Source organism: Methylosinus sp. LW4, from assembly GCF_000379125.1.
GTDB lineage: Bacteria > Pseudomonadota > Alphaproteobacteria > Rhizobiales > Beijerinckiaceae > Methylosinus.
In genome coordinates, this window is sequence record NZ_KB900626.1 from 397,860 (window position 1) to 413,464 (window position 15,605).

Here is a 15,605-nt window from a genome sequence, read left to right on the forward strand (position 1 = left end):
GTCCGCCGGGCGGGTCGATACGACCGCCGAGGAGGTGAGATGGAAGTCAAGACCGCGACCGAGAGAAGAATCCCCCTGCTGACCCCCGAGCAATTCGCGCATCTGGGCGATGGAGCGATCGCCTATGTGCGGACGATGAGCTCGGAGGATGTCAAGCGGCTCTACCCTCAGGCTCCGGCCATAGAGCCCGGCCTGACGCTTTTCGCGCTGCTCGGCGCGGACGGCACGCCGATCGTCCTCGCCGACACGGAAGAGGGCGCCCTCGCCAACGCCTGGCAGCAGCAGCTGCAGACCGTCAGCCTCCATTGAGGCTGACGCTCGCTTGGTGTAGCCTATCTGAAGCGACGTTTTTGGCCCGAGGGTCCAAAGGGTAGTTTCATGACCAACGCCTCGCGACAGGCCGCTTTTCGGGATTTCACGGTCACGGCGCCCGCTGACAACGCATGGTCGGTCGACCGCGAAATGGCGATCGATCTGCACGCGGAGGCGAAGCGCAAGACAGCAGAGCTTCGAAAGCGTCTCGTCGAAACCGCGTCGGCCCCTCGTCTGCTTCGCTCGATCGAGCAGCTGGAAAAGCATCTCGGCGATTGTCTGGAAGACGTCCGTATCGGTCTTCTCCTTTCCTCTTTCCATTCGCTCGAGGCGGATCGCCGGGCTTACGATACGGATGAGGGGCGCAAGGAGCTCGCCCCCGACCTGCTCGCCATGCTGGTCGACACCGCCAATTCCGTGCGACTCCTATCGAGTGTGTTTCCCCAGGCGCAGCGGCTCGAGCGCGAAGGCTTCGCTCTGGCGATCGCGCGATCCGCCGTCGGCGCGCCCGAGCGTCTGAATGAGCCGACGCCTATCCGCAAGGCGGAAATCGCGGCGATCTCCGATCAAGTGCACAAGCTCGCGAAATCGATGCAGGAATATCGAGAGGAGCTGCGCAGCTACGCGGCTTGGGCGAAGAATTTCAATTAATTGGGCAAAGAATTTCAATTGATATCGAAAGAGCGCCGACATGTTTGGCCGGGTGTTCGTAGGCGCGAAGAAGCTCGCCGATCTCTATGCCGACATGGTGACGACGAGGGTCCAATTCGACGGGTTGCGGCAATACACGAAAGAATCGATCGATGAGTTCAAGCGCTTGCTCGAGCGGCAGAGCGACAAGATCGATCGCATCGAGCGGGAGAGGATAAAGGCCGAGGCCGAGCTGCAGGCCAGAATCCAAGGCCTGGAGTCGCGGCTGAATGTGCTGAGCGAAAAGGCGCTCCATGCCGCGGTCGCCGACATTGCGGCCGAATATGCGCGGCGCGGAGGAGGAGAGGGGCCGAATGAGGCGCCGGTCCCGCGGCCGCTTCCCGACGGCCGGCAGGGCTGAGGCCCGTTCCGGCGCCGAGATTGCTTCGCTCTTCCCGACTTTGTAGCGATTCCGAGGAGGAACGGTATGGAAGAGCCGACACGCGAAATCTTCGCCGTTTGCCATGTGAATGATGTCGCAAAACGCCGGGCCGTCGGCTATGTGCTGGCCCGCGTCAATGACGAGGGCAAGACCGTGCCCTTCCCGGTCGTCATCGTGCGTCACGTCGGCAAATATTATGGCTACGTCAACCGCTGCCCGCACCAGGGTAGCCGGCTCGATTTCGAGCCGAAATCCTTCCTGGACCCGACGCAGCGCTTCCTGCTCTGCGGCAAGCATGGCGCGCAATTCGACATTCCGACCGGCGTCTGCAACGACGGTCCCTGCGTCGGCGCGCAGCTCGAGAAGGTCGAGGTGGTCATAGACGACAATGAGGTCTGCCTCGCCGGCGTGACCATTGCCGAGGAGGACGGCCTCGATCGCGAGGAGAACGACGTCTATCCCGAGGTCGTCATCACCGCTGACTGAGATCGACAGGTCCCGTCATCGTCTCCATTCTGGACCTTTCTGCTCGATCGGCGGCGGCTTAGACTGCGCCGATCGGCATTTCGTCCCGCGAGGAAACGATGAAGACCGCGCTCGCCATACGCCATCTCGCCTTCGAGGATCTCGGCAGCTTCGCCGAGCCGATCGCCGCGGCGGGCTATTCGATCCGCTATGTCGAGGCGGGGATGCAGCCGATCCCCGCCGAGGCGGCCGGGGCCGATCTCCTCATCGTGCTCGGCGGGCCGATCGGCGTCTATCAGACAGAAGACTATCCGTTTCTGACGGATGAGGCGGCGCTGCTGCGCGGGCGGCTCGGGCGCGACGCGCCGACGCTCGGCGTTTGTCTCGGCGGCCAGCTGATGGCGGCGGCGCTCGGCGCCCGCGTCTATCCGGGCGGCGCCGGCAAGGAAATCGGCTTTGCGCCGATAAGCCTGACGCAGGCGGGACGCGAGAGCGCGCTCGCCGCTCTGGTCGAGCCGGAGGCGGACGTGCTGCATTGGCACGGCGATACTTTCGACCTGCCGGATGGCGCGGCTCTGCTCGCCTCTTCAGCGCTCTATCCGCATCAGGCCTTCGCCGTGGGGCGACGCGGCCTCGCTCTGCAGTTTCATCCAGAGGCGGAGAAGGACGGGCTCGAGCGCTGGCTCATCGGCCATACGGCCGAGCTTTCCGCCGCCGGCGTCTCGATCGCCGGGCTGCGCGCCGCCGCTGCTGCCAAAGCGCCGGGCCTCGCCGAGCGCAGCCGACGTTTCATCGCGCGCTGGCTCGCCGACATAGACGCATAGGCGCTACGAAAAGGCGCGGTCCGCGGACGCCGGGAATGCGTCGGTGGACCGCGCGAGAACGACGCCGTCGGGCCGAGACGGCGTCGCTACCTTTCAAGCGGAAATCAGCCGCGAACCGAAACCTTGCGGAACGGATTCTCGTGATTGGTCAGGAAGGCGTGACCGAACTCGGTCTTGTTCCACTCGACCGACTCGGCCGGCAGGAATTTCAGCGCCGTGATGGTGATGGGGAAATCCTTGGTGGCGGAAACGCTCGCCAGCTTGATCTCCGTATTGCCGGGGCCGACCGAGAGATCGACGACCGCCGTGCCGTCGGCCTTGGAGAGGCGCGCCCAGCCGGGCGTGCCAATGCCGCTGGCGATGACAGTGGCTTCGGCGAACAGCGGCGCGGCGGAGCCGTCGGCGGCGTCCGGGCCGAAAGCGGGAGACTGGAAGGTGAAGGTCGCCATCACCTCGCTACGGGTGATCTTATGGTCCGGTCCGATCGGACGTCCGGTCGAATACAGAACCAGTTTGCCGCCATCGAGCGCCGCCTTGATATCGTCGAGCGTCGCCGAAGCGAAAGCCTCCGCCAGTCTCATATCGCTTTCTCCACTTTGCGAAATGCACGCCGCTTTTGCGACAAAAGCGACATGCGGGACAGGTTCTCGCCCCGAGCTTCGCAATTGTCGTGCCGCGCGTCTCACAATTTGAGGAGGTCGATAAGCCTCAGCCGCCGAACAGCTTCTCGAATATGTTCTTCTCCTCGCGGGCGGGCGCGCGCCGGCGCGCCGGGGCTTGGTTCTGGTTTGGAATATCGGCCGGCGGCAGCAGCGCCTCCAGCCCATGGACCGAGCCGGTCGCGTTGTCGTCCTCCTCGTCGCGTGCCTGCCGGCGACGCGAGGGCTTGGGCGGCTCGGGCTCGGGATCGGAGGAAAAGAAATCGAGCAGCGGCGCGATGGGCGAGGCGCTCTCCGCCGTGGAGGGCGAGCGCCAGGAGCCGGAGGGCAGGGCCGCGACCGGCACGCCTTGATGCGCCGCCTTCATGAAGCGGCTCCAGACCTCGACCGGCAGATTGCCGCCCGAGACCTTCTTCGTCGGCGAATTATCGTCATTGCCGAGCCAGACGCCGGCGACCAGATGCGGCGTGTAGCCGACGAACCAGGCGTCGCGAAAATCCTGGCTGGTGCCGGTCTTGCCGGCGGCGCGCCAGCCCGGCAGCTCCGCCTTGCGCGCGGTGCCGGTGGAGAGCGTCTCCTCCATCATCGTGTTCATCATCGCCACATATTGCGGCTCGATCACGCGGCCATTGCTGGAGCCTTTGCGCGCATAGAGCTGCTTGCCGCCGGCGGTGCGGACCTTGACGATGATATGCGGCTGCACGCCGACGCCGCCATTGGCGAAGGGGGCGTAGGCCGTGACCAGCTCGAGCGGCGTCACCTCCGACGTGCCGAGCGATATGGAGGCGTTGGGCTGCAGCTCGGAGGCGACGCCGAGACGATGCGCGGTCTTCACTACCGTCTTCGGCCCCACCTCGAGGCCGACGCGCACCGCCACTGTGTTGAGCGACAGCGCCAGCGCCTTGGTGAGCGTGACCGGGCCGAAATATTCGTGGCTGTAATTTTCCGGCTGCCAGCCTTTCACATTGATCGGCCCGTCCTCGCGCACCGTGTCCGGCGTGAGGCCATGCTCGAGCCCGGCGAGATAGACGAAAGGCTTGAAGGCCGAGCCCGGCTGCCTTTTGGCGGAAACGGCGCGGTCGAACTGGCTCTCGGCGTAATTGCGGCCGCCGACCAGCGCGCGAATGGCCCCATTGGGGTCGAGCGCCACCAGCGCGCCTTGGCTGACGCCGAATTTGTCGCCCTTCTTGTCGAGCTCCTCGGCGATCGACTTCTCGCCGACCTCCTGGAGCTTGCGATCCAGCGTCGTCGTCACGACAATGTCCTGGTCGATGGCGCCGATCGTGTCGTCGAGCATGTCCATCACATAATCGGCGGCGTAATTTATGGAGCCGGCGCCGCGCTCGCGATGCGCCACGGCCGGGCGGCCGAGGGCGAGCTTGGCCATCGCCTCGGTGATATGGCCTTCCTGCGCCATCGCCGTCACCACCTGCGCCGCGCGCTCGGTCGCCCCTTCGGGGTTGCGATCCGGCGCGAGCTTGCTCGGCGCCTTCATCAGGCCGGCGAGAACGGCGGCCTCCGCGAGCGTCACCTGGCTCGCGCCATGGCCGAAATAGCGCTGCGCCGCCGCCTCCACGCCATAGGCGCCGGAGCCGAAATAGACGCGGTTGAGATAGAGCTCGAGAATCTGGTCCTTGGAATATTTGTGCTCGAGCCAGAGGGCGAGGATCGCCTCCTGAATCTTGCGCGTGATGGTGCGCTCCTGCGTGAGGAACAAATTCTTGGCGAGCTGCTGGGTGAGCGTCGAGCCGCCCTGCATGCCGCCGCGGCCGGTGACATTGCGCGTCAGCGCGCGGGCGATGCCGATGGGGTCGACGCCCCAATGGGAATAGAAGCGGCGGTCCTCTATGGCGACGAAGGCCTTGGGCAGATAGGGCGGCAGATCGCCGAGCCGAACCGCGGCGCCGCCCGTGTCGCCGCGATTGGCCAGCAATTCGCCGTTCGACGCCAGAATGGCGATATTGGGCGGGCGCTTGGGCACGGCCAGAGTGTCGATCGGCGGCAGCTGCGCCGCATGATAGACAAAGACGCCGCCGACGCCGATCGCGCCCCAGATGGAGAGCACGGCGCCCCAATAGACGAGGCCGCCGAGGCCGAAGCCGCCGCCCCTCCTGGCCTTTTTCGGCTTGGCGGCGCGCGCCGGCGGAGCGTCGCCCGGATCGTCCTCCGGCGGCGCGCTTTTGCCCTTGCGTTTGGGTTTCGCCATGCGATCCTCTCGCGGGTCGGCGCGAAGCTCGCCGCTCCCGTCGCCGTCGAAACGCGGTTCGCGGCGTTGTTTCTCGCGCGCCATGGGGTCCGCCGCCTCGGTTTTCCTCTGCGCCGCGCCGTAATGCGCGCGGCCGACGCCGACACTAGCTTTAATGCTGTCGATTTAAGGGCCGGTTAAGCAAAGAGGGGCGCCGCGCTTCGCCGCAATAGGAACTTATGCACAGAGCGCCGCGGCCCTTGCGCTATTCGCCGCGGCTTGCGAAAATCCCGCCCTTGCTATGAAAAACGCGGCATGGATCGAGCGCAATGAAAGTCACCATCGAGAGAGCGGCGCTATTGCGCGCCCTCGGACATGTTCACAGAGTGGTGGAGCGGCGCACGACCATTCCGATCCTCGCCAATGTGCTCATCGACGCTTCGGCCGGAACGCTGCTGCTGAAGGCCACGGATCTCGATCTCGAGATCACCGAGAAGGTCCCCGCCGACGTCGGCCAGCCGAGCGCCACCACTCTGCCGGCCCATACGCTTTATGATATCGTCCGCAAGCTGCCGGAGGGCGCGCAGGTCTCTATCGAGGGAAGCGGCGAGCAAGGCCAGCTGACGCTGCGCTCGGGCCGCTCGCGCTTCAATCTGCAGAGCCTGCCGGAGAGCGATTTTCCCGACGTCACCTCGGGCGAGTTCACGCACAGCTTCTCGCTCGCGCCGGGGGACCTCAAAAAGCTGATTCTGAAGACGCAATTCGCCATCTCCAGCGAGGAGACGCGCTATTATCTCAACGGCATCTTCCTGCATGCGACCGAGGTGGAGGGCCATCAGCTGCTGCGCGCCGTGGCGACGGACGGCCATCGCCTCGCGCGGGTCGAGCTGCCGGCGCCGGCCGGCGCGGCGGGAATGCCGGGCGTGATCCTGCCGCGCAAGGCGGTGGCCGAGGTGCTGCGCCTCGTCGAGGACGCCGATGGCGCGGTGGCGATCGAGCTCTCGACCAATAAGATGCGCTTCTCCTTCGGCGAGACCGTGCTGACGACCAAGCTCATCGACGGCACTTTCCCCGATTACGGCCGCGTCATTCCGGCCAATAACGACAAGCGGCTCACCGTCGAGCGCGGCGTGTTCCGCGAGGCGGTGGATCGCGTCTCCACCATTTCCTCCGAGCGCGGCCGCGCGGTGAAGCTGGCGCTCTCGGAAGGCAAGCTGGTGCTCTCCGTCACCAATCCCGATCAAGGCTCGGCGGTGGAGGAGATCGAGGCCGATTACGACGGCCCGCCGATCGATATCGGCTTCAACTCCCGCTATCTGCTCGATATCGCCGATCAGCTCGACAGCGACACGGCGCTGTTCCGCCTTGCCGATCCGGGCTCGCCGACGCTGATCCAGGACCGCGACGGGGCGAGCGCGCTCTATGTGCTGATGCCGATGCGGGTGTGAGGTTTCGCACGCAGGCCCCCTCCCCAGCCCTCCCCCGCTGCCGCGGGAGAGGGAGTAGATTCCGCGCTTCATCGAGATGTTTGCGTAACGCCGGCCGCCTCCCTCTCCCGCGGAGCGGGGGAGGGTGAGGGAGGGGGCCTCGCCGCCTCCGACGCCAAAACGGCGTCACTTCACCTCGAATTCCACCATCTCTATCGTCGTCGCGCCGGCGTTGCGCAGCGCGCGGGCCGGGCCGGCGTCGCGCCATTGGAAATCGCCCGGCTGCAAGGCCATGTTCTGCCCGGCGCCCTCCGCATCGGTCTCGATCAGCTCGCCGCCCTCCACCACGATCCGCACGCCGGGCGCGGTCTGCGTGAAGGCGGGCGTCGACTCGCCCGGCTTCAGCGCGAGACGCCAGCCGCGCAGGCGCTCATTGTCGATGATCTGCGCAAAGGCGGCGGGCCGTTCCGAAGGCGCGCGGCCGAGCGGCGCCTTCTGCAAAATCTCGAAGCCGACGATGCTCAGCGGCGCATCCCCGACATTTTCGGCTCTGTGAGTGAGGCTCTGTTTGGAAAAAGCGCCGAAGCCCACCGCGCCGCGGGACCAATGGATCGACGTCGGCGCGGGGTCGCCCCAATTCTGGACGAGGGTCGGACTCTCGCGCACCACCACATAGGCGAAATCGCGCGAATGCTCGTGATAGGGCGCGACGCGATGCGGCGGCAGCAGCACATTCAGCATGGCGACCGCCTCATTGTGGAAGGCCGGCACATGAAAGGGCGTCCGCTCGACGGGCAGGATTTGCGCTCGCGCTTCCCCGCCCGCGTCGAGCGCCGCGGCCGGCGCGGCGGCCAGAGTCGCGACGAGCAGAAGGGGGAATGAAAATGTCCGTGTCACGCGCCTCTCCCGTTGAAAGCCCGAGCCTTGCCAAAGATAGGGCCGTGACGCAATCTCGCGCAGGCCGGACCATGCGAGCGCCATGACATATCTCCTCACGCATTTCTGGGCCTGGGGCGTCTCGGCCTTCGCGGTCGGGATCGCGACGGCGCTCTCCATCGCGCGCCGCTCCGAGCGCGGGCCGGTCGCCGGCTGGCTGGTGTGGTTCGCCCTCGCTTTCGCCGCGGGCCTGCCGGTGGCGATGCTAGGGCTGCTGCCGGGGCGCTCCGGCTTCTGGCTGGAGACGGCGCTGCTGCTGTTCCCCGCCTTTCTGCTCGGCGCGCTGGTCGGCGCGCTCATCGGGCGGCATTCGCTGCGAGATAATGAGGGCTGGGCGCTCGGCCTCATTCCGCTGGCGCTCATCTGGCTCGGCGCCGGCATTCTGGCCGGACGTTCCATGGAGCAGGATCTGCGGCGCAAGGCGGCGAGCGCGATCGAGAAGATCGGCGGCGATCCCGCCTATCTCGACGTCGCCGGCCGCGATGTCCTGCTGCCGCGCAATGCGCCCAATCGCGCCGCCGCGGCGGAGGAGATCGCCCATATTCCCGGCGTGCGGGGAATCGCCGATGTGGACGCGCTGACGGGCGCCGCCGCCAAGAATTATGAGAACGCCGCCATTGCGCGCCGCGCCGCCCGCGAGGACGAGCCGGCCGCGCCCAATGGCGCCGCCGGGCCGCCGGCGCAGAATGGTCAGCCGCGAGCGTCCAATGGCGGCCCCGCCGCGGCGCCTAAGCCCGCGCTCGAGCCGAAGGAGCAGGGCCGGGGAGGGGTGAAGCCGGCGCCTTCGACGCCATCCGCCGTCGCGCCGGAGCTGGCGCGACCCTCCATAGGCGCGCCGCCCTCCGAGCCGGCCGGCGCGGCGCAAGCCGGCAAGAAATATGAAGCCGGCGGAAAGGCGGAGATGGGCAAGCCTTCGGCGCCGGCCGAGCTGTCCGACAAGCCTTCGGAACCTGCCAGGCCTTCTGGACCCGCCAAGCCGTCGGAGATCGCCAGGCCTTCGGAGGTCTCCAAGCCTTCAGACCTCGCCAAGCCGTCCAATTTGCCGAAGCCGGCGGCGGGGGAGGAGCCGAGCGCCGCAGTTCCCGCCAGCGGCGAGCTGGACCTCGCGAGCTGCCAGAAAGCGCTGAGCGCCGCGCTGGCCAGCGAGCCTATGCGCTTCGCCAAGCGTGGCGCCGGCGTGCGGCGCGGCGCGACCGGAGCGCTGGACAAGGCCGTCGGCCTGCTGCAGCGCTGCCCGCAGACCGAGGTCGACGTGCGCGTGCGCGCCGAGGGCGGCGACCGCGCGGCGCGCGAGAAGGCGCGCGACCGCGCCGCCCGCGTCGTCGATTATCTCGGCCGCATGGGCGTCGAGCGCGGGCGCCTCTCCGTCGCCGGCGAGAGCGGCAAGCCGGTCGCCAAGGGTGCGCCGGAGGGCGAAAGCGGGAGCGGCGTCGATTTCCTGCTGTCGCCGCGCCGCTAGCGCTTTCCGATCGAACGGAATCGTTCGATCGATCGGAATTCGCTTCCGACGAAAGAATCCAGAGCGCTATCCGATCCGATTGGATCGGATAGCGCTCTCGGGCGCCGGCTTCGCCGCAATATGGACTCTATTGAATAGCCAAACTGCAACGAGATTCGCACGCCGGATTCCGGTGGGCGCAAAGAGTTGCGGGCGGAGCGGAACGCCGTTCATGAGGCATGGGGCGAGCGGCGGGATTATGCGGAGAGCGGAGCGTCGGGAGCCGGGGGCCTCTTTTCCCGTCGTCTGTCTTCCCGCCCTTTGTCTCGCATTGACGGCTGTCGCCGAGCCCGCGCGGGGCGAGCATCTGCGCGGCGCCATAGCGACGACGACGCTGAAGCCGACGCCGGTCGTCGAGACGCGGGATGCGGCCGACAATGCGGATTCTCCCGATATTTCTGGAAAACGCTCGGAGCTGCGCAGCCTCGAGGACACGATCACCGTCTCCGCCGAGAGCCGTCGCAAGATCGAGACGGAAATCGAGACGCTGCGCGCCGATCGCACGAAATTCAACGCCGCGCTGATCGAGGCGGCGCAGCGGGTCGGCGTGCTGGAGAAGCGCGTCGAGGAGGTCAGCGCCAAGCTCGAGGCCTCGGTGCGGAGCGAGCAGGCGCTGGTCAAATCACTCGCCAGCCGCCGCGCGCTGATCGGCGAGGTGCTGCTCGTGCTGCAGCGCATGGGGCGCAAGCCGCCGCCGGCGCTGCTGGCCAAGCCCGAGGATATATTGGAGAGCATTCGCGCCGCCATGCTGCTCGGCTCCGTGCTGCCGCAGATGCGCGCCGAAGTGGAGACGCTCAAGACCGACCTCTCCGATCTCATCGCGCTGCGTGGGCGCATAGAGGCGGAGAGAACGAGCCTCATCGCCGAGCTCGAGCATTTGAAGGAGGAGCGCGTCCGCCTCTCGGCTCTGGTGGAGACGCGGCAGAAGGCGCTGATGCTGGCGCAGAGCGCGCTGGATTTCGAGGCCGAGCGCGCGCGCAATCTGGCGTCCAAGGCGACGAGCCTCAAAGAGCTGATCGCCCGCATGGAGAGCGAGGTGGATGCGGCCAAGCGCGCGGCGGAAGCGGCGCGGCGGGCCGACGCGGAGCGCGCCGCGGCCGACGCCGCAATGTCGCTGGACAGCCGCGCCAAGGCGCTGGCGGCGCCCTTCAAGGACCCCGCCCGTCTCGCTCCAGCCGTCGCCTTCGCCGATCTGAAAGGTCGATTGGCGCTGCCTTCGGCGGGGAGCATCGTCAAGCGCTTCGGCGCCTCGGACGGCCAGGGCGCGACCGAGAAGGGCGTCTCCATCGCGGCGCGCGAAAACGCGGTCGTGACGGCGCCCAGCGACGGCTGGGTGGTTTTTGCGGGGCGCTACCGATCCTACGGTCAACTCTTGATCATCAACGCCGGCGCCGGCTATTATGTGACCTTGGCCGGAATGGACCAGATCTCCGTCGCCGTGGGACAATTCGTCCTCGCCGGCGAGCCGGTGGCGAACATGGGCGGCGGCGCCGTCAGGACTGCGGCGGCCATTGCTATCGGCGCGAAACAGCCCATTCTCTATGTAGAGTTTCGCAAGGACGGAACGTCCATCGATCCGGGCCCATGGTGGGCGAAGCCGGAACTTCAGAAGGTTGGCGGATGATGCGCAAGGCCTCATTGATCATAACGGGAATCGTCATCGGGGCGGGATGCGCCACGCTCGGACAGCATGCGCGCGTATTGATCGGCTCCCCGGCCTTCGCCGCCGCCGCCGACACGTATAAAAATCTGAGCCTCTTCGGCGATGTCTTCGACAAGGTGCGCGCCGATTATGTCGAGAGGCCCGACGAGCAGAAGCTCGTCGAATCGGCGATCAACGGCATGCTCACCTCGCTCGATCCGCATTCGAGCTACCTCGACGCCAAGGGCTTCAAGGACATGCGGACGCAGACCGAGGGCAAGTTCGGCGGCCTCGGCATAGAGGTGACGCAGGAGGACGGCCTGGTGAAGGTCGTGACGCCGATCGACGACACGCCCGCGTCCAAGGCCGGCGTCATGTCCGGCGATCTCATCTTCGCCATCGACGACGACAATGTGCAGGGGCTCTCGCTCAATCAGGCCGTCGACAAGATGCGCGGCCAGATCAACACGCCGGTGAAGCTCACCATCCTGCGCGGCAAGGACAAGGAGAAGATCGAGGTCAAGCTCACGCGCGCCGAGATCCATATCAAATCCGTGCGCTCGCATAAGGAGGACGAGGATATCGGCTATATCCGCATCTCCCAGTTCAACGAGGAGACCTCGGACGGGCTGCGCACCGCGATCCAGAAGTTCCAGCAGGAGATGCCGGGCGACAAGCTCAAGGGCTATATCGTCGATCTGCGCAACAATCCGGGCGGATTGCTCGACCAGTCGATCCAGGTGGTCAACAGCTTCATCGACCATGGCGAGATCGTCTCGACGCGCGGCCGCACGGCCGATGAGACGCAGCGCTACAATGCGCGGGCGGCCGGCGACATCTCGCGCGGCAAGCCGGTGGTCGTGCTCATCAATGGCGGCTCCGCCTCGGCGTCGGAGATCGTCGCCGGCGCGCTGCAGGACCATAAGCGCGCCACCATTCTCGGCACGCGCTCCTTCGGCAAGGGCTCGGTGCAGACCATCATTCCGCTCGGCGGCAATAATGGCGCGCTGCGCCTGACCACGGCGCGCTACTACACGCCGTCCGGCCGCTCGATCCAGGCCAAGGGCATCGATCCCGACATCAACCTGCTGCAGGACGTGCCGGACGAGCTGAAGGGCAAGGACGACACCAAGGGCGAGGCCTCGCTCAAGGGCCATCTGAAGAATGGCGAGGACGAGAAGAGCGGCTCGCAGGCCTATGTGCCGCCGGACCCCAAGAAGGACAAGCAGCTGATCGCGGCGGTCGAGATTCTGCACGGCAAGTTCAAGCCGCAGAGCGCCGCCGAGCAGTCGAAGCCGTCCGACTCGTCGAAGCCCAAGGCTTCTAACTGATCGACTTCCAACTGATCGATCGGGCGGAGAGGGCGCTTCCCTGTCCGCCCGTCGCGTCTCGTTCCGCAGGCCGTCATGATCGCGTTTTCGTCCTTAGCCAATCCCGCCGTCTTCCTGCGGCTGACGCAGCGCGTCCTGCCCTGGCTCGGCGGCGTGAGCGCGCTGCTCCTCGGCCTCGGCCTCTATCTCGTCTTCTTCGTCTCGCCGGCCGATTATCAGCAGGGTGAGACGGTCAAGATCATGTATATTCATGTGCCGGCCGCCTGGCTCGCCATGTTCGCCTATGTGGTCATGACCTCCGCCTCGCTCGGCGTGCTGGTCTGGCGCCATCCTCTGGCCGACGCCGCGCAAAAGACCGCCGCGACGCTGGGCGCCGCCTTCACCTTCATCTGCCTCGTGACCGGCTCGCTCTGGGGCAAGCCCATGTGGGGGACCTATTGGGTGTGGGACGCGCGTCTCACCTCCATGCTGATCCTCTTTCTGCTCTATCTCGGCCTCATCGCGCTGCGGCAGACGATGGAGGACAGCCCCCGCGGCGCGCGCATAGCGGCGATCATGACTCTGGTCGGCTTCGTCGATATTCCGATCATCAAATTCTCCGTCGATTGGTGGAACACGCTGCATCAGCCGGCCTCTGTGCTGCGCGCCGGCGGCCCCACCATCGCCGCCTCCATGCTGTGGCCGCTGCTCATCATGGCGCTCGGCGCGACGGCGCTGTTCCTGGCGCTGCATCTGATGGCGATCCGCAACGAGATTTTGCGCCGCCGCGTCGCGCGGCTGACGCTGCAGATCGCCGCCGCCGGAGAAGACGGCGGCGCTTCTGGACAATTGCTGGAGCCGGCGCAGTGAACGACGAGCATTGGGGCTATATTCTCCTGGCCTATGGCCTGACCGCCGCGACCATCCTCATCATCGCCTTTCGCATTCTGCTCGAGCATCGACGCCTTTCGTCCGAGCTGGCGCGGCTTGAGAAGAACGGTTCTGCCGCGCGAGGGGAGACGCTGTGAGCGCCGAAGAGTCCGCGCCGCGCAGCCGGCTGGCGCTGTTCCTGCCGCTCGTCGTCTTCGTGGCGCTGGCCGGCCTCTTTCTCGCGCGCCTCTTCGCGGGCGACGCCTCGCGCCTGCCTTCGGCGCTCATCGGCAAGCAGGCGCCGCAATTCACGCTTCCCGCCCTGCCGGGACTCGCGGGCGTCGGCGGCCTCACCGGCGACGATCTGCGCAAGGGCCGCGTCAGCGTCGTCAATGTCTTCGCCTCCTGGTGCGCGCCCTGCCGGGCGGAGCATGCGCAATTGCTGGCCCTCGCCAAGGATCCCGCGCTCGCGCAAAAGGGCGTCGCGCTCGCCGGCCTCGCCTATAAGGACGAGCCGGCCAATTCGCTGCGCTTCCTCGAGGAGGTCGGCAATCCTTTCGCGGCGATCGGAGTCGATCTCGCCGGGCGCGTCGCGATCGACTTCGGCGTCTATGGCGTGCCGGAGACTTTCATCATTCGCGGCGACGGCGCCATCGCCTATAAGTTCGTCGGGCCTTTGACCCGGCAGGCTCTGGAAGAGACCTTGCTTCCCGAGATCGAGAAGGCGCTCGCGAGCACGCGGGCCGCGGCGCTGGCCGACACGCAGAAGTAGGCTTCTATTAACCTTAACTTAACGTCGGCTGAGCCATTTTGGCTTTTGGCGGCGGGTCAGGATTCTCTGTCGCCCGCGCCATGTCGCGCGGTGCGCGGTCGAATGGCCGCGTCTGCGCGCGCTTCCGGCGCGTCGCGAATAATTGCTTGCGGATGAGCGCAAATTAAAAGGGTGATCGGCTTGCGCGCTATTATTCCGAGGGGGTTGCGAATGCGGTCGGCCGTGCTGCTGTCCGCCATCGCCGCCATCGCATTCGCGCAGGCCGTCGCGAGCTGGAGCCTGTTCGCCGGTCGCCTGGAGGCGACGCGCGATCCGAGATTGGCGGCGCTCTTCGTCGGGCCGGTTCTCATCGGCCTGCTCTGCATTCTCGGCGGCGTGGCCGTGCGCACGCGCATCGTCCGCCCGCTCGCCGCCGTCACCGAGGCGGTCCGCCGACTCGCCGATGGCGACACCTCCTATCGGCTCGAGATCGAGGATTGTTCCGAGAGCGTGCGGCGGCTCGCCGAGGCTTTCGTCAATCTTCGGCAAGTGATTCTCGCGCATCGCGCCAATGAGAATCTCATCGCCGAGGCCAACGCCACCCAGGCGCGCATCGTCCAGCTGCTCGGCGACGGGCTGGCCAAGATCGCCGAAAAGGATCTGAGCTATCGGCTGAACGACGAGTTTCCCGGCTCCTATCGCCGGCTGCAGACGGATTTCAACACCGCCGTCGGCCAATTGTCGGAGGCGATCGGCGAGATGGCCGACAGCACGCGGCTGCTGGGCGCCGGCATGCAGGAGACCGTCGCAGCGGCCGATGATCTGTCGCGGCGCACGGAGAGCCAGGCCTCGAATCTCGAGGAGACCGCGGCGGCTCTCGCGCAGATCACCGAGACGGTCACGCGAACGGCGGAGGACGCCGGCAATGCGCGGCAGATCGTCTCCAACATGAGCTCGGAGGCGCAGGCGAGCGGCGGCATCGTGCAGCAGGCCATCGGCGCCATGGGCGATATCGAGCAATCCTCGAAGAAGATTTCGCAGATCATCGGCGTCATCGACTCGATCGCGACGCAGACCAATCTTCTCGCGCTGAATGCGGGGGTGGAGGCGGCGCGCGCCGGCGAGGCGGGACGCGGCTTCGCCGTGGTGGCGGCCGAGATTCGCGATCTCGCGCGCCGCAGCGCCAAGGCGGCCAAGGAGATCGACACATTGATCTCGGTCTCCAATGCGCAGATCGGCCGCGGCGTCTCGCTCGTCGGCGATACGGGCGAAGCCTTGTCGCATATCGTCGAGGAGATCGCGCGCGTCAACGGCGTGGTGGCGGAGATCGCCGATCGCGCGCGCCAGCAGGCCGCCGCGCTGAACGAGGTGAATGGCTCTGTCCGCCAGATGGATATGATCACGCAGCAGAACGCGGCGATGGCGGAGCAGACTACCGCCGTCAGCCATGGGCTGAGCGAGAAGACCCGGCGGCTGATCGAGATGATCTCGCGCTTCCGCATCGCCCGCGACATGGACGCGCGCGCGAGTGGGCCGCGGCTCGTCGCCTCGGGCGGCGAAAGCGTCTACGAGCCGCGCCGCGTCGGAGCGCCCGACCGGCGCCACGGCGCGAGCGACCGTCGCAGCAGAGCCTGGACGGATTTTTGAACGCGCA

Annotated in this window: 16 protein-coding genes; 13 read left to right on the forward strand and 3 right to left on the reverse strand. The window is 66.8% G+C overall.

Going from position 1 to position 15,605, the window contains the following annotated elements:
• Positions 1–39 precede the first annotated feature (39 nt).
• The 5 genes from METLW4_RS0101950 to METLW4_RS0101970 all read left to right on the forward strand — a co-directional run bounded on the left by METLW4_RS0101950 (position 40) and on the right by METLW4_RS0101970 (position 2,673).
• Positions 40–309, forward strand: a complete 270-nt coding sequence (locus METLW4_RS0101950; protein ID WP_018264521.1) for a DUF1150 family protein — start codon at positions 40–42, stop codon at positions 307–309.
• A gap of 69 nt (positions 310–378) precedes the next feature.
• Complete coding sequence (locus tag METLW4_RS0101955) at positions 379–963, forward strand: hypothetical protein (protein WP_018264522.1); 585 nt, start codon at positions 379–381, stop codon at positions 961–963.
• A 40-nt stretch (positions 964–1,003) separates the two neighbouring features.
• Positions 1,004–1,363 (forward strand): hypothetical protein, encoded by a 360-nt coding sequence (locus METLW4_RS23650; protein ID WP_018264523.1) that lies wholly within the window; start codon positions 1,004–1,006, stop codon positions 1,361–1,363.
• 66 nt (positions 1,364–1,429) lie between these two features.
• Complete coding sequence (locus METLW4_RS0101965) at positions 1,430–1,870, forward strand: Rieske (2Fe-2S) protein (RefSeq protein ID WP_018264524.1); 441 nt, start codon at positions 1,430–1,432, stop codon at positions 1,868–1,870.
• Positions 1,871–1,968: 98 nt separating this feature from the next.
• The gene (locus tag METLW4_RS0101970; RefSeq protein ID WP_018264525.1) at positions 1,969–2,673 is read left to right on the forward strand and encodes a glutamine amidotransferase; all 705 of its coding nucleotides are present in this window, start codon (positions 1,969–1,971) and stop codon (positions 2,671–2,673) included.
• Positions 2,674–2,777: 104 nt separating this feature from the next.
• On the opposite strand, the gene METLW4_RS0101975 is transcribed toward METLW4_RS0101970, so the two are convergent.
• On the reverse strand, positions 2,778–3,254 hold the full coding sequence (locus METLW4_RS0101975) for a hypothetical protein (protein ID WP_018264526.1): 477 nt from the start codon (positions 3,252–3,254) through the stop codon (positions 2,778–2,780).
• 127 nt (positions 3,255–3,381) lie between these two features.
• Positions 3,382–5,622 (reverse strand): transglycosylase domain-containing protein, encoded by a 2,241-nt coding sequence (locus METLW4_RS0101980; RefSeq protein ID WP_018264527.1) that lies wholly within the window; start codon positions 5,620–5,622, stop codon positions 3,382–3,384.
• A 224-nt stretch (positions 5,623–5,846) separates the two neighbouring features.
• Here METLW4_RS0101980 and dnaN point away from each other — a divergent pair, with 224 nt between their 5' ends.
• On the forward strand, positions 5,847–6,965 hold the full coding sequence (dnaN, locus tag METLW4_RS0101985; RefSeq protein WP_018264528.1) for a DNA polymerase III subunit beta: 1,119 nt from the start codon (positions 5,847–5,849) through the stop codon (positions 6,963–6,965).
• 165 nt (positions 6,966–7,130) lie between these two features.
• On the opposite strand, the gene METLW4_RS23655 is transcribed toward dnaN, so the two are convergent.
• Complete coding sequence (locus METLW4_RS23655; RefSeq protein ID WP_245258393.1) at positions 7,131–7,841, reverse strand: hypothetical protein; 711 nt, start codon at positions 7,839–7,841, stop codon at positions 7,131–7,133.
• 82 nt (positions 7,842–7,923) lie between these two features.
• Between METLW4_RS23655 and METLW4_RS0101995 the strand changes: the two genes are divergently transcribed.
• The 7 genes from METLW4_RS0101995 to METLW4_RS26195 all read left to right on the forward strand — a co-directional run bounded on the left by METLW4_RS0101995 (position 7,924) and on the right by METLW4_RS26195 (position 15,598).
• Positions 7,924–9,339: a hypothetical protein gene (locus METLW4_RS0101995; protein ID WP_018264530.1), complete on the forward strand. Its 1,416-nt coding sequence runs from the start codon at positions 7,924–7,926 to the stop codon at positions 9,337–9,339.
• A 238-nt stretch (positions 9,340–9,577) separates the two neighbouring features.
• Complete coding sequence (locus tag METLW4_RS0102000) at positions 9,578–11,002, forward strand: murein hydrolase activator EnvC family protein (protein ID WP_083919174.1); 1,425 nt, start codon at positions 9,578–9,580, stop codon at positions 11,000–11,002.
• Entirely contained in the window at positions 10,999–12,351 is a 1,353-nt protein-coding gene (locus METLW4_RS0102005; RefSeq protein WP_018264532.1) for a S41 family peptidase, read from the forward strand. The genes METLW4_RS0102000 and METLW4_RS0102005 overlap by 4 nt, the downstream gene beginning before the upstream one ends.
• Before the next feature lie 75 nt (positions 12,352–12,426).
• Positions 12,427–13,200, forward strand: a complete 774-nt coding sequence (locus METLW4_RS0102010) for a heme ABC transporter permease (protein ID WP_018264533.1) — start codon at positions 12,427–12,429, stop codon at positions 13,198–13,200.
• The gene (gene ccmD, locus METLW4_RS0102015; protein WP_018264534.1) at positions 13,197–13,358 is read left to right on the forward strand and encodes a heme exporter protein CcmD; all 162 of its coding nucleotides are present in this window, start codon (positions 13,197–13,199) and stop codon (positions 13,356–13,358) included. Before METLW4_RS0102010 ends, ccmD begins: the two co-directional genes overlap by 4 nt.
• Positions 13,355–13,972, forward strand: a complete 618-nt coding sequence (locus METLW4_RS0102020) for a DsbE family thiol:disulfide interchange protein (protein WP_018264535.1) — start codon at positions 13,355–13,357, stop codon at positions 13,970–13,972. The genes ccmD and METLW4_RS0102020 overlap by 4 nt, the downstream gene beginning before the upstream one ends.
• A 210-nt stretch (positions 13,973–14,182) precedes the next feature.
• A complete protein-coding gene (locus METLW4_RS26195) occupies positions 14,183–15,598 on the forward strand; it encodes a methyl-accepting chemotaxis protein (RefSeq protein ID WP_018264537.1) in 1,416 nt (471 codons plus the stop codon).
• Positions 15,599–15,605 lie beyond the last annotated feature (7 nt).

What these genes read in the sequence shown, in the direction of transcription:
- METLW4_RS0101950 (WP_018264521.1), top strand. Translation starts at nt 40, where the DNA reads ATGGAAGTCAAGACCGCGACCGAGAGAAGAATCCCCCTGCTGACCCCC.
- METLW4_RS0101955 (WP_018264522.1), top strand. Translation starts at nt 379, where the DNA reads ATGACCAACGCCTCGCGACAGGCCGCTTTTCGGGATTTCACGGTCACG.
- METLW4_RS23650 (WP_018264523.1), top strand. Translation starts at nt 1,004, where the DNA reads ATGTTTGGCCGGGTGTTCGTAGGCGCGAAGAAGCTCGCCGATCTCTAT.
- METLW4_RS0101965 (WP_018264524.1), top strand. Translation starts at nt 1,430, where the DNA reads ATGGAAGAGCCGACACGCGAAATCTTCGCCGTTTGCCATGTGAATGAT.
- METLW4_RS0101970 (WP_018264525.1), top strand. Translation starts at nt 1,969, where the DNA reads ATGAAGACCGCGCTCGCCATACGCCATCTCGCCTTCGAGGATCTCGGC.
- METLW4_RS0101975 (WP_018264526.1), bottom strand. Translation starts at nt 3,254, where the DNA reads ATGAGACTGGCGGAGGCTTTCGCTTCGGCGACGCTCGACGATATCAAG.
- METLW4_RS0101980 (WP_018264527.1), bottom strand. Translation starts at nt 5,622, where the DNA reads ATGGCGCGCGAGAAACAACGCCGCGAACCGCGTTTCGACGGCGACGGG.
- dnaN (WP_018264528.1), top strand. Translation starts at nt 5,847, where the DNA reads ATGAAAGTCACCATCGAGAGAGCGGCGCTATTGCGCGCCCTCGGACAT.
- METLW4_RS0101995 (WP_018264530.1), top strand. Translation starts at nt 7,924, where the DNA reads ATGACATATCTCCTCACGCATTTCTGGGCCTGGGGCGTCTCGGCCTTC.
- METLW4_RS0102000 (WP_083919174.1), top strand. Translation starts at nt 9,578, where the DNA reads ATGCGGAGAGCGGAGCGTCGGGAGCCGGGGGCCTCTTTTCCCGTCGTC.
- METLW4_RS0102005 (WP_018264532.1), top strand. Translation starts at nt 10,999, where the DNA reads ATGATGCGCAAGGCCTCATTGATCATAACGGGAATCGTCATCGGGGCG.
- METLW4_RS0102010 (WP_018264533.1), top strand. Translation starts at nt 12,427, where the DNA reads ATGATCGCGTTTTCGTCCTTAGCCAATCCCGCCGTCTTCCTGCGGCTG.
- METLW4_RS26195 (WP_018264537.1), top strand. Translation starts at nt 14,183, where the DNA reads ATGCGGTCGGCCGTGCTGCTGTCCGCCATCGCCGCCATCGCATTCGCG.